9 protein-coding genes are annotated in these 13,535 nt (G+C 72.1%); 6 read left to right on the top strand and 3 right to left on the bottom strand.

Annotated elements, in window-relative coordinates; genetic code table 11:
- The 3 genes from ACZ607_RS28990 to ACZ607_RS28980 all read right to left on the bottom strand — a co-directional run bounded on the left by ACZ607_RS28990 (position 1) and on the right by ACZ607_RS28980 (position 5,030).
- A complete protein-coding gene (locus tag ACZ607_RS28990; protein ID WP_469739316.1) occupies positions 1-1,629 on the bottom strand; it encodes a PucR family transcriptional regulator in 1,629 nt (542 codons plus the stop codon).
- A 105-nt stretch (positions 1,630-1,734) separates the two neighbouring features.
- Positions 1,735-3,132, bottom strand: coding sequence for an FAD-binding oxidoreductase (locus tag ACZ607_RS28985; protein WP_469739314.1), 1,398 nt, complete (start codon positions 3,130-3,132; stop codon positions 1,735-1,737).
- A 95-nt stretch (positions 3,133-3,227) separates the two neighbouring features.
- Positions 3,228-5,030, bottom strand: coding sequence for a glycoside hydrolase family 15 protein (locus ACZ607_RS28980; protein WP_469739401.1), 1,803 nt, complete (start codon positions 5,028-5,030; stop codon positions 3,228-3,230).
- Positions 5,031-5,468: 438 nt separating this feature from the next.
- Between ACZ607_RS28980 and ACZ607_RS28975 the strand changes: the two genes are divergently transcribed.
- The 6 genes from ACZ607_RS28975 to ACZ607_RS28950 all read left to right on the top strand — a co-directional run bounded on the left by ACZ607_RS28975 (position 5,469) and on the right by ACZ607_RS28950 (position 13,513).
- Entirely contained in the window at positions 5,469-7,139 is a 1,671-nt protein-coding gene (locus ACZ607_RS28975; RefSeq protein WP_469739312.1) for a CTP synthase, read from the top strand.
- Positions 7,140-7,216: 77 nt separating this feature from the next.
- Positions 7,217-7,843, top strand: coding sequence for an NUDIX domain-containing protein (locus ACZ607_RS28970; RefSeq protein WP_469739310.1), 627 nt, complete (start codon positions 7,217-7,219; stop codon positions 7,841-7,843).
- 252 nt (positions 7,844-8,095) lie between these two features.
- Complete coding sequence (locus ACZ607_RS28965; protein ID WP_469739309.1) at positions 8,096-10,168, top strand: tetratricopeptide repeat protein; 2,073 nt, start codon at positions 8,096-8,098, stop codon at positions 10,166-10,168.
- 144 nt (positions 10,169-10,312) lie between these two features.
- Positions 10,313-11,428, top strand: coding sequence for an alanine dehydrogenase (gene ald, locus ACZ607_RS28960; protein ID WP_469739399.1), 1,116 nt, complete (start codon positions 10,313-10,315; stop codon positions 11,426-11,428).
- 358 nt (positions 11,429-11,786) lie between these two features.
- Entirely contained in the window at positions 11,787-12,905 is a 1,119-nt protein-coding gene (locus tag ACZ607_RS28955) for a ParA family protein (RefSeq protein WP_469739308.1), read from the top strand.
- Positions 12,902-13,513, top strand: coding sequence for a hypothetical protein (locus ACZ607_RS28950; RefSeq protein ID WP_469739397.1), 612 nt, complete (start codon positions 12,902-12,904; stop codon positions 13,511-13,513). Before ACZ607_RS28955 ends, ACZ607_RS28950 begins: the two co-directional genes overlap by 4 nt.
- Positions 13,514-13,535 lie beyond the last annotated feature (22 nt).

Here is a 13,535-nt window from a genome sequence, read left to right as displayed (position 1 = left end):
TCAGCGGGTGTGCCGGCGGGCCCGCAGCGCCAGGCTCAGGGCGAGCACCGACCGCGGGTCGTCCAGATCGGTGCCGAGCAGCTCGCCGATGCGGGCCAGCCGGTTGTAGAGGGTCTGCCGGTTCAGATGCAGTTCCCGCGCGGCCTCCGCCTTGCGGCCCGCGTGGGCGAGGTACGCCTCCAGCGTGGGCAGCAGCGCCGGACGCGAGGTCCGGTCGTGCTCGCGCAGCGGCCCGATCGCCCGGTCCACGAAGGACGCCAGATCGGGATGGTCGCGCAGCCGCCACAGCAGCAGATCGATGTCCAGGCCGCGCGCGTCGTACCAGGGGCGCTCCCCGAGCCCCTGCGCGGCCGTCGCCGCGTCCGCCGCGTGCCGCAGACCCGCGCCCGCCGCCGCCCAGTCACCGGCGGCCCCGACCACCACGACGAGCGGCGCACGGTCCGCGGCCCGCTCCAGCCCGGCCCGCCCGGCGCCGGTCCGCAGCGCGGCCGCCACCCGGTCCGCGAGCGCCGTGCGCGTGGTCCCCGGACGCAGCGCCAGCAGCAGCGGGACCCTGCCCTCCACCGGGCGCACCCCCACCAGCACCGGGGCCCCCACCGCCACGAGCTCCTCGGCGACGGCCCGGGCCAGCAGCGCCCAGCTGCCCGACGGCGCCGACTCGGGCGCGAGCCGCATCACCACCGGCAGCAGCGGATCCCCGCCCGGCCTGAAGCCCAGGACGCCGGCCTGCGCCGGGGCGTCCTCGGGGGCGATCCGGCCCTCCGCGAGATCCGTGAGGAAGTCACCGCGCCCCCGCGCCGCCACCTCGTCCTCCTGGCGGGCCTGCATCAGCACGACCGCCAGGATCCCCGCCGCCCGCTCGGCCGCCATCCGGTGCACCGTCACCAGCGGACCCGACACCGCGAGCAGCACCAGCCGCGCCCGTACGGAACCCGTCCCCTGGCCGCCGCCCGGCACCTCCACCAGGACCGCTCCGGCCGGTGGCGCCTCACGGGCCGCACGCGCCCCGCGCAGCCCCTCCCAGACCTGGAGCGGATCCGCGCCCACCGGTCCGGTGCCGCTCCCCGCGGCGAACAGCAGCCGGCCGTCCGGAGTCTCCAGGAAGACCGGGTTCGCGGCGAAGTCCGCCAGGATCCCGAGGACCTGAGGCACGCCACCGCCGCCGAGCACGGCCTCCGTACATCGCCGGTGGACCTCCTCCGCCCGCTGGAGCAGGGCGTAGTGGCCGTTGACGATCTCGGTGTGGATCTCCTCGGTCACCGCCACGAACGGCACCTCACGGTGCAGCTGGACGAGCGGCAGCCCCGCCGTCCTGGCCGCCTCCACGATCGCCGCGGGCAGCCGGTCGAAGCGCGGGCCGAGCTCCACGACCAGGGCGGCGATGCCCCGGTCGGCCAGCTTGCGGACGAAGGCGCGCTGGTCGGCGGGGCGCGAGCCCAGGCCGAGCCCCGTCGTGAGCAGCAGCTCCCCGCCCTTGAGGAGGGCCGGAATGTTCGGCGCCTCACCGGCGTGCACCCAGCGCACCGTACGGTCCAGCCGGTCCGCGCAGGTCAGCACCTCAGGGACCCCGCCGCGCAGCCCGGGCAGCTCCAGCGCCCGCCGCACGGTGATCCCGCCCTCTGTCTCCACCGGTCCAGGCCTCGTGCTTCCGTGTCCGCGCGTCCGCGCTCGTGCCCCGTCTGCGAGGGACGCGGAGCGCCCCGTCAGGAAGTTACCGGCAGCCGGCCGGGCACGTCACACCACGGCCACGGCCGGCTTGACGTTGTGGTTCAGGTGGAACACGTTGTCCGGGTCGTGACGCGCCTTGACGCGCGACAGCCGTTCGTAGGCGCCCTCGCCGAAGCCGGAGACCACCCGTTCCTGGCCCTCCCGCCCGATGAAGTTGAGGTAGACCGCGCCGCTCGCCCACGGCATGACGGCGCTCCGCACCCGGCGCACCCACGCCCTGACCCGGTCGTCGTCCGCCTCGTCCTCCCAGACGCCGAACGGATGCACGGCCCAGGGGGAGGAGCGCCAGGGCAGCGGGTAGTCGGCCGGTCCCCGGGCCACCGCGCCGCCCATCGGGAACAGCACGTGCTGGGTGGCCGAGGGGACGGGCATCGTGGCGGCGCCGGCGCAGTAGGCGTCCACGGCGTCGTCGGGCAGGCCGTCCAGATACTCCGCCGACCAGTAGTTCCGCATGCCGGGCGGGTCGTCGAGCATGCACTGCAGGTCCGCGTACGGAATCTCGGTGATCACGTCCGCCTCGCGCTCCAGCGCCAGCAGCGGCGCGACGACATCGCGCAGCTCCGCCTCCGGGCCGGTGTACGTCACCAGCACCCCACACACGAGCCGGCCGACCAGGGCCTCGGGCACCCACTCCTCCGGCGGCCCGGTGATGTAGATGCAGGCACCGCCCGCCGCGTCCGGGGCGGACTCCAGCACGTCCCGGTACGTACGCACCGCTTCCGGGCCGTTCTCGGGGCGGAACAGGAGCAGCGCGATGCTCATCACCGGCAGGTCGTGCAGCCGCAGGGTCAGGGAGGTCACCACGCCGAAGTTGCCGCCGCCGCCGTGCAGGGCCCAGAAGAGCTCCGGATTCTCGTCCGCGTTCGCGTGCACGGTCCGCCCGTCCGCCGTCACCACGTCGGCGGCCAGCAGATTGTCACAGGCCAGCCCGAAGGCCCGCTCCAGCCACCCGGAGCCGCCGCCCAGCGTGAAGCCGCCGACACCCGTCGTGGAGACCCGGCCGCCCGTGGTCGCCAGGGAGTACGGCTGGGTGGCCCGGTCCAGGTCACCCATGACGGCTCCGCCGCCGACACGGGCCGAGCGGGCGTCCCGGTCGACCTCCACGGTGTGCATGCGGCGCAGGTCGATCACCAGGCCGCCCTCGCTCAGCGCCATGCCCGCCACGCTGTGCCCGCCGCCGCGCACGGCGACCTCCAGGTCCTGCTCACGCGCGAGACGCAGCGCCCGCGCCACGTCCGCCGCGGAGGCGCACCCGGCCACCACCGCGGGTCTGCGGTCGATCATGCTGTTGAAGACCGTGCGGGCCTCGTCGTAACCGGGGTCGCCCGGGACGTGGATCTCACCGGTGAACTCGGCGCGGAAGGCCGCCGGAACGGCCTCCGCCGCAGGGGTGCGGGTCGTCATGACGACCCCCTTCGCAGGGCGTGACAGTTCCCTTCCATCGTAGGACCGGCCGCCGGCATCGGCCGTCCCACAGAGGCCCTGTCACGCCCGGGAGGTCAGCCGACGTACGCCCCGCTGGCCGTCAGCCGCAGCGCCGTGTCGATCAGCGGGACATGGCTGAACGCCTGCGGGAAGTTGCCCACCTGGCGCTGGAGCCCCGAGTCCCACTCCTCGGCCAGCAGGCCCAGGTCGTTACGGAGGGACAGCAGCTTCTCGAAGAGCCTGCGGGCCTCGTCGACCCGGCCGATCATCGCCAGGTCGTCCGCCAGCCAGAACGAGCAGGCCAGGAACGCCCCCTCGTCGCCCTCCAGACCGTCGACGCCCGCGTCGTCCCCCTCGGTGGGGTAGCGCAGGACGAAGCCGTCCTCCGTGGACAGCTCCCGCTGGATCGCCTCGATCGTGCCGATGACGCGCTTGTCGTCGGGCGGCAGGAAGCCCATCTGCGGGATCAGCAGCAGGGACGCGTCCAGCTCCTTGGAGCCGTAGGACTGGGTGAAGGTGTTGCGCTCCGGGTCGTAGCCCCGCTCGCAGACGTCGCGGTGGATGTCGTCGCGCAGCTGGAGCCACCGCTCCAGCGGCCCCTCCGCGTCCCCGGACTCGATCAGCTTGATCGTGCGGTCGACGGCGACCCAGGCCATCACCTTGGAGTGCACGAAGTGCCGGCGCGGCCCGCGCACCTCCCAGATGCCCTCGTCCGGCTCGTCCCAGTGCTTCTCCAGATAGCTGATCAGCTTCAGCTGGAGGCCCATGGCGTAGTCGTTGCGGGTCAGCCCCGTCATGTGCGCCAGGTGCAGCGCCTCGGTGACCTCGCCGTACACATCGAGCTGGAGCTGGTTCGCCGCGCCGTTGCCGACCCGGACCGGGGCGGAGTTCTCGTACCCCGGCAACCAGTCCAGCTCCGCCTCGCCGAGCTCACGCTCACCCGCGATGCCGTACATGATCTGGAGGTTCTCCGGGTCGCCCGCGACGGCCCGCAGCAGCCACTCGCGCCAGGCGCGGGCCTCCTCGCGGTATCCGGTGCGCAGCAGGGAGGAGAGCGTGATCGCCGCGTCCCGCAGCCAGGTGTAGCGGTAGTCCCAGTTCCGGGAGCCGCCGATGTCCTCGGGCAGGGAGGTGGTCGGCGCCGCCACGATGCCGCCCGTGGGCGCGTAGGTGAGCGCCTTGAGCGTGATCAGCGAACGGACGACGGCCTCCCGGTAGGGGCCGTGGTACGTGCACTGGTCGACCCACTCGCGCCAGAACTGCTCCGTGGCGTCCAGGGAGGCCTCGGGCTCCGGCGTGGCGGGCGGCTCGTGGTGGGAGGGCTGCCAGCTGATGGTGAAGGCGATCCGGTCGCCGGGGGCCACGGTGAAGTCGGAGTACGTGGTCAGGTTCTGGCCGTACGTCTCCGCGTCCGTGTCCAGCCACACCGAGTCCGGGCCCGCGACGGCGACCGTACGGCCGTCGACCTTGTGGACCCAGGGGGTGACCCGCCCGTAACTGAAACGCATGCGCAGCTCGGAGCGCATCGGCACCCGGCCGCTCACGCCCTCCACGATGCGGATCAGCTGGGGGGCGCCGTCACGCGGCGGCATGAAGTCGGTCACGCGGACGGTGCCGCGGGGGGTGTCCCACTCGGATTCCAGGACGAGGGAGTCACCGCGGTAGCGCCGCCGGTCCGCGGCCGGGGGTTCCGCCCCTTCGGGACGGGCGGGTCCCAGCCGCCAGAAACCGTTCTCCTCGGTACCGAGAAGTCCGGCGAAAATCGCGTGCGAGTCGAAGCGTGGGAGGCACAGCCAGTCCGCTGTGCCGTCCCGGCAGACCAGGGCTGCGGTCTGCATGTCTCCGATGAGTGCGTAATCCTCGATGCGCCCGGCCACGTGCGTCTCCAGTCGAACGGCCATGTCGCCCCGCAGGGCGCTTACTGCTGGTCAAGGGGTCGTTGTAATCGAACCGACGAGCTCTTGCACGGGTGAGCGGGCTGGGGTGGAGCCGCTGGGCCGGCCAACTCGGCAGCGAGTGTCCGAGCAGGATACGACGCACCTGGGGGTTCCGCGCGACTGTCCGCCAGTTGTCCTCCGCTTGTCACCGGCGAATGGGTGGGACCTGAAACGGACGTGATGATCTTGTGCCGGTACGGGAGGAGGCATGGCCGGAAGCGGCCTCCCTTCGTCGCTGTTACCCTGGTAGCCCGTGGACCGGTGGTCGTCCCGACAGTGGACGAGGCCCCCGAACCGCAGCGACGGCACCTGAAGAAAATCTTCCTAGGCACGCCGGTACGCACCTCACGATCGCGACCACGGGAGCCCCCTTTGGCTATGCAGCCCACATCCACGACGACCAAGCACATCTTCGTCACCGGGGGTGTCGCCTCCTCCCTCGGCAAGGGTCTGACTGCCTCCAGCCTGGGTGCCCTGCTCAAGGCACGTGGCCTGCGGGTCACCATGCAGAAGCTCGACCCCTATCTCAACGTCGACCCCGGCACGATGAACCCCTTCCAGCACGGTGAGGTGTTCGTCACCAACGACGGCGCCGAGACCGACCTGGACATCGGCCACTACGAGCGCTTCCTCGACGTCGACCTCGACGGCTCGGCCAACGTCACGACCGGCCAGGTCTACAACACGGTCATCGCCAAGGAGCGGCGCGGCGAGTACCTCGGCGACACCGTCCAGGTCATCCCGCACATCACCAACGAGATCAAGCACCGCATCCGCCGCATGGCGACCGACGACGTCGACGTCGTCATCACCGAGGTCGGCGGCACGGTCGGCGACATCGAGTCGCTGCCCTTCCTGGAGACGGTCCGCCAGGTCCGCCACGAGGTCGGCCGCGACAACGTCTTCGTCGTGCACATCTCGCTGCTCCCCTACATCGGCCCCTCCGGCGAGCTGAAGACCAAGCCCACCCAGCACTCCGTCGCCGCGCTGCGCAACATCGGCATCCAGCCGGACGCCATCGTGCTGCGCGCCGACCGCGACGTACCGACCGCCATCAAGCGCAAGATCTCGCTGATGTGCGACGTCGACGAGTCCGCCGTGGTGGCCTGCAAGGACGCCCGGTCGATCTACGACATCCCCAAGGTGCTGCACACCGAGGGCCTGGACGCCTACGTCGTCCGCAAGCTCGACCTGCCGTTCCGCGACGTCGACTGGACCACCTGGGACGACCTGCTGGACCGCGTCCACAACCCCGACCACGAGGTCAACGTCGCCCTGGTCGGCAAGTACATCGACCTGCCCGACGCCTACCTCTCCGTCACCGAGGCCATCCGGGCCGGCGGCTTCGCGAACAAGGCCCGGGTCAAGGTCAAGTGGGTCGCCTCCGACGACTGCAAGACCCCGGCCGGCGCGCAGAAGCAGCTCGGCGACGTCGACGCGATCTGCATCCCCGGCGGCTTCGGCGAGCGCGGTGTGGTCGGCAAGGTCGGCGCCATCCAGTTCGCCCGTGAGAACAAGGTGCCGCTGCTCGGCCTCTGCCTCGGCCTCCAGTGCATCGTGATCGAGGCCGCGCGGAACCTCGCCGGGATCCCCGACGCCAACTCCACCGAGTTCGACGCGGCCACCGGCCACCCCGTCATCTCGACGATGGAGGAGCAGCTCGCGTACGTCGAGGGCGCCGGCGACCTGGGCGGCACCATGCGGCTCGGCCTGTACCCGGCCAAGCTCGCCGAGGGCTCCCTGGTCCGCGAGGCCTACGCCGACGAGCCGTACGTCGAGGAGCGCCACCGCCACCGCTACGAGGTCAACAACGGCTACCGCGCGGAGCTGGAGAAGAAGGCCGGACTGGTCTTCTCCGGCACCTCCCCGGACAACAAGCTCGTCGAGTACGTCGAGTACCCGCGTGAGGCCCACCCCTACCTGGTGGCCACCCAGGCGCACCCGGAGCTGCGCTCCCGCCCGACCCGCCCCCACCCGCTCTTCGCCGGCCTGGTGAAGGCCGCCGTGGAGCGCAAGGTCGCGGCGCGGGGGACCGGCGCCGACGCGTAAGGCGATACGGTTGACCGGGGTACGGATCCTTCACGGGATGCGTGCCCCGGTTTCTGTTTGTTCGTGGAAGGACGTACATGGGTTTCCAGGACACGCCCGAGGAGTGGCAGGTCACCGCGACGGTGACCCCCTTCACCGGTAACAAGACCAGCGTCCGCACCGACGACGTCGTGATGCCCGACGGAAGTGTCCACAGCCGCGACTACCAGGTCCACCCCGGTTCGGTGGCCGTGCTCGCCCTCGACACGGACGGCCGCGTCCTCGTCCAGCGGCAGTACCGCCACCCGGTGCGCCACAAGCTGTGGGAGATCCCGGCGGGGCTCCTCGACATCCCCGGCGAGAACCCCCTGCACGCCGCGCAGCGCGAGCTCTACGAGGAGGCGCACGTCAAGGGCGAGGACTGGCGGGTGCTGACCGACGTCTACACCACGCCCGGCGGCTGCGACGAAGCCGTGCGCGTCTTCCTCGCCCGGGACCTCTCCGAGGCCGAGGGCGAGCGCTTCGAGGTCTCCGAGGAGGAGGCCGACATGGAGCAGGCATGGGTCCCCCTGGACGAGCTCGTGCGGGGCGTCCTCGCCGGCGACCTGCACAACAACTGCCTGGTCGTGGGCGTGCTTTCGCTCACCGCGGTGCTCGCCGGCGACGGTGTGGACGCGCTGCGCCCGGCCGACGCGCCCTGGCCGGCCCGCCCGTTCGACGCCTGAGGCCGCCCGGCCCGTCCGCCCTCCGGTGAGGGCGGACAGGCGGGGCCGCTCGGAGGCCGGTCAGGGGCCGGTCAGGGGCCGGACAGGGGTCGGTCGGGGGTCGGTCAGGGGCTGATCGTACGAAATTCTGATCCGATCGAGGGACCTGTCCGCCGCGCTCGGCCGTGATCGTCCGCACCACTGAACTACGCTCGAAAGGCCCCGACCGGACTTCCGGCGGGCAACCGCGTGCAGCGAAGTGGAGCGTGGCCCGTGACCGATCAGGCGGTGGACACCAACGGCCCGGCCGGAGTGGCGGGGACGGCGGGAGCCAAGGAACCGCCGGATCTCACTCCACGTCAGTTCTTCGGCCGCGAACGCGAGTTGAAGGCACTTCAGGAAGACATCGAGCGCGCGGGACTGGACACCCTGGCAGGGCGCAAAGCGGCTCGTGCCCGGGTCCTCCTGATCGCCGGCCGGCCCGGATCCGGACGCACCGCACTCGCCGCCGAACTCACCCGCAGGCTCGTCGAGCCGGGCGACTATCCCGACGGGGTGTTCCGGGTCCCGCTCACCGAACCCGGCGGCGCACGCGTCCCGGCGGAGCGCACCGCACGCGCGCTCCTGGACCAGCTCTCCGTCACCACCCCGCCCGGGGCGGACGAGGACGAGCTCTCCGAGATGGTCCGCGAGGCGTTCGCCGTACGCCGCGCGCTGATCCTCCTCGACGACGCGGTGGACGCCGAGCAGGTCGACCCGCTGCTGCCGGACAACCCCGACTGCCTGGTCGTCGCCACCTCGACCGGCCCGCTCACCGGCATCCCCGACGTCCGCCCGTGCACCATCGGCGGTCTGGACGCGGGCTCGGCCGTACAGCTCCTCGCCCGCACCATCGGACAGGTCCGCATCACGGTCGACCCCCGGACCGCCGAGGCGCTCACCGAGGAGTGCGGCGGGCAGCCCGCCGCACTGACCCTGGTCGCCGGGTGGCTCGCCGCCCGCCCCGGCGCGTCGGTCGCCGATGTCGCCAAGCAGCTGCGCGACCAGGAGGGCGGACCCGAACTTCCCGCCGCCGCACGGCCGTTGGCCCGGGCCTTCGGGCTGGTCCACGACTCGCTGCCGCCGGCCGCCGCCCGGATACTGCGTCTGCTCGCCCTCGCCCCCGCCGGGCTGGCCGACGCCCACACCGCCTCCGCGCTGGCCGGGTGCTCCGTGTCGGTGGCCCAGACGACCCTGGACGACTTCGTCCGGTTCGGGCTGCTCGGCAGCAACGGCGCCGAGCAGCCCCAGTACGAGGTGCCCGGCTGCCTCGCCCCGCTGCTCCGCGCGGCGCTGGAGGAGCAGGAGCGGCCCGCCGAGATCCAGCTGGCCCGGGCCAGGATGCTGGAGCGGACCGTGCGCCGGCTCCAGGCCTGCCGCGCGGTCACCGAGCCCGAGGACTCCCCGGCCCGCCGCCGCCTCGCGGGCCTGCCGCGCTCGCTCCGGTTCCCCGGCCCGGAGGCGGCGGCCGAGTGGCTGCGGATGCGGGAGCCCGCGCTGCTGGCCTGTGCCCGCGCGGCCGTCGGCGACGGCGGCCTGGACACCCTCGCCCGCCGGCTGGTGGCCGCGCTCGTCCGCGCCCTCGCCGTGCACCGGGGCACCGAGAACGCCGCTCCCGTGCTGTACGGGCTGCACGGCCTGGTCCTCGACGTGGCCGAGCGGCGGGACCTGCCCCGGGAGAAGGCCGCCGCCCTGCTCAACCTCGCCGACCTGGACGCCAGGACCGGCCGTACGCGGGAGGCGCTGGCCCGCTACCGGGCGGCGCTGGACGCCGGGCGCGCCGCGAACGACCTCTACGCGACCGGCCGGGCGATGGAATCCGCAGGCGGCGCCTACGCGGAGCTCGGGGACTTCAACCGCGCCTCCGACTGGTACGGCCGGGCGCTCGCGCAGCGGCTCACCCAGGGGGAGCGGGCCGACGCGGCCCGGCTGTACGGGCGGCTCGGCGCGGTCCACACGTACGCCGGACGCTACGGCCAGGCGCTGCGCGACTGGCGGGCGGCGGCGGCCGGGCACCGCAGGCTCGGGGACCTCCCGGCCCAGGCGCGCGCGCTCAGCGAGGCCGCGCGGGTCCAGGAGTACGCGGGCAGGCCGCAGGAGTCGCTGCACACCTGCCGGGAAGCGGTCGACCTGGCGCGCCGGGCGGGTGACGTGCGGCTTCAGGCCGCGCTGGAGCTCAGGCTCGCCGACACCCTGGACCGGCTCGGGGACCCGGCGGCGGCCCGTCTGCACCGGTCGACGGCCGACAGGCTGCTGGGCGAAGAGGGCTTGGCCTACGAAATCCGCAGTGGTTCGATCAAAACTTAATGCTTTGTAAGGCTGGACAGCGAGAAGTCCTTCATTAATGATGGCTCTGCCGCGCAACCCTGCGGTGTCTCCCCCTATGCTTGATTCATACGGGTTCGCCCCGCTATGTCCGAGCGACTCTCCGAGCCAAGGACCGTGATCGACGTGAAGGTCGGCATCCCCCGCGAAGTCAAGAACAACGAGTTCCGGGTGGCGATCACCCCTGCCGGAGTGCATGAGCTCGTCCGCCACGGCCACCAGGTCCTCGTCGAGCGGCACGCCGGCGAGGGTTCCTCCATCCCGGACGAGGAGTACATCGCCGCCGGTGCGCTGATCCTGCCCACCGCCGACGAGGTCTGGGCCGCCGCCGACCTGCTGCTCAAGGTGAAGGAGCCGGTCGCCGAGGAGTACCACCGCCTCCGCAAGGGCCAGACGCTCTTCACGTACCTGCACCTCGCCGCCTCCCGCGCGTGCACGGACGCCCTGCTCGAATCGGGCACGACCGCCATCGCGTACGAGACCGTCGAGACCGCGAACCGCGCGCTGCCGCTGCTGGCCCCGATGTCCGAGGTCGCCGGCCGTCTCGCCCCGCAGGTCGGCGCGTACCACCTGATGCGCTCGGTCGGCGGGCGCGGTGTGCTCCCCGGCGGCGTCCCCGGCACGGGGTCGGCCCGGGCCGTCGTCATCGGCGGCGGGGTCTCCGGCTGGAACGCCACGCAGATCGCGGTCGGGCTCGGCTTCCACGTGACGCTGCTCGACAAGGACATCAACAAGCTGCGTGAGGCCGACAAGATCTTCGGCACCAAGGTGCGGACGGTCGTCTCCAACGCCCTCGAACTGGAGAAGGCGGTCGTCGAGGCCGACCTCGTCGTGGGCGCCGTGCTGATCCCGGGTGCCAAGGCGCCGAAGCTGGTCACCAACGAGCTCGTCGCCAAGATGAAGCCCGGAAGTGTTCTTGTCGACATTGCGATCGACCAGGGAGGCTGCTTCGAGGACTCGTATCCGACGACGCACGCCGAGCCGACCTTCACGGTCCACAACTCGGTCTTCTACTGCGTCGCGAACATGCCGGGCGCCGTGCCGAACACCTCCACCTACGCCCTGACGAACGCCACGCTGCCGTACATCCTGGAGCTCGCGAACCGGGGCTGGGCCGACGCCCTGCGCCGTGACGCCGCGCTCGCCAAGGGTCTCAACACCCATGACGGCCAGGTGGTTTACCGCGAGGTGGCCGAGGCGCACGGTCTCGACCACGTCGAACTGAGCACGCTTCTCGGCTGAGCGGTCAACCCGCTCCGTCAACCTCACGCGTCCGGCCGGACCTTGCCCAGCAAGGTCCGGCCGGACGCGTGAGGGGCCCCGGCTGAACTCGCCGGAGACGTAACCCTCTACCCTTTTTGCACCCCCGCGAAAGGTGCGCCCCGGGCGCTCCGTGCTCTTGACAGAGGGGTGTTCGATTGCCGACACATCGGGCCGGGTCCGGCGGATTGTGTTGCTGCGAACCGGTGACACGCCATAGAGTCGCCAATCGTCGGCATGGTGCCACGCTGACCTATCGATAAGTTTCCTGGTCACATCCAAGGAGGTAAGACGACTTGTGAATGAGTCGACAATTACTCCCGGGGGTGGTCAACCAGGGATGCCTGCACGGGGTCTGAGCCCGACCGGGCTCGAAGCTGTCGGCTCCGTCGCTGTCCGCACCTTCGCCACCCACCAGCACATGACGACAGCCCCCCAGATGATGGACGGCCTACACGTGAACGCCATGGCCGGCAACGAAAGTGGCCGAGAGACCTCCCACTTCGCCGACTTCGCCGAGGTGCCCGAGGGGCACTTCTACGACCCCGATGCCGAATACGAGCCCGATCCGGAGTACGCGGCCACCCTCGCGCCCGACGCCGCACGCCAGCGCCGCGAGCGGATCGGCCCGACCGGCCGGCCGCTGCCGTACTTCCCGATTCCCGGTCCGCTGACCGATCACGGCCCCGCGAAGATCATCGCGATGTGCAACCAGAAGGGCGGCGTCGGCAAGACCACGTCGACCATCAACCTGGGCGCCGCGCTCGCCGAGTACGGCCGGCGTGTCCTGCTCGTCGACTTCGACCCGCAGGGAGCCCTCTCCGTCGGCCTCGGGGTGAACCCGATGGAGCTCGACCTCACCGTCTACAACCTGCTCATGGAGCGGGGCATGGCGGCCGACGAGGTCCTGCTGAAGACGGCCGTCCCCAACATGGACCTGCTCCCCAGCAACATCGACCTCTCGGCCGCAGAGGTGCAGCTGGTGAGCGAGGTGGCCCGGGAGTCGACGCTGCAGCGTGCCCTCAAGCCGCTGATGGCCGACTACGACTACATCGTGATCGACTGTCAGCCCTCGCTCGGCCTGCTCACCGTCAACGCCCTGACGGCGGCTCACAAGGTGATAGTCCCGCTCGAGTGCGAGTTCTTCGCGCTGCGCGGTGTGGCGCTGCTCACCGAGACCATCGAGAAGGTCCAGGAGAGGCTCAACCCCGAGCTCGAACTGGACGGCATCCTCGCCACCATGTACGACTCCCGCACGGTGCACAGCCGTGAGGTGCTCGCGCGCGTCGTCGAGGCCTTCGACGACCACGTCTACCACACCGTCATCGGACGCACGGTGCGCTTCCCGGAGACCACGGTCGCCGGTGAGCCCATCACCACGTACGCGTCGAACTCCGTGGGTGCCGCCGCCTACCGCCAGCTCGCCAGGGAGGTGCTCGCCCGGTGTCACGCCGAGTGAGTCTGCCGGGGGCCGACGAGCTGTTCCGTACCACCGGGGGCATGGGCCTCCAGGCCTCGTCCCCCGCCGAGCGGCGACGCAAGGCGAACGGCGAGGCGCGGGTTCCCGCACCGGCCGGAGGCAGTGACTCGGCACCGTCGGAAACCGGCCAGGGCGGTGCCCAGGGGAGCGGCGACACATCCGCCGGGGCGTCCCGGGAGTCCCGGGAGGAGCACTCCGCGGCGGACGCCGACGGCGGCGGCTCGCGCAGCCGCGCCGAGGGGGGCGACCGGGGAGCCGCTGGTGCCCAGCCCCAGTCCCAGCCCCGGGTTCGTACGGCGCCGCCCCAGGAGGGGACCGCCACCGTCCAGCCGCAGCGCGGACGGGGCGGCGGGCGGGGAGCGAACCGCCGGCCCAGCGGCCGGGAACGACACGACGAGAAGATCACCGTCTATGTGTCGGCCGAGGAACTGATGGACCTCGAACACGCGCGCCTCGTGCTGCGCGGGGAGCACGGGCTGGCCGTCGACCGCGGGCGCATCGTCCGGGAAGCGGTCGCCGTGGTGCTGGCCGACCTGGAGTCGCGCGGCGACGCGAGCATCCTCGTACGGAGGCTGCGGGGCCGCTGACCGGCGCCGCGCCGGTAGCCTG

It is taken from the genome of Streptomyces sp. NPDC104381 (genome assembly GCF_055583745.1).
This window is presented reverse-complemented; position numbering and strand designations above follow the sequence as displayed.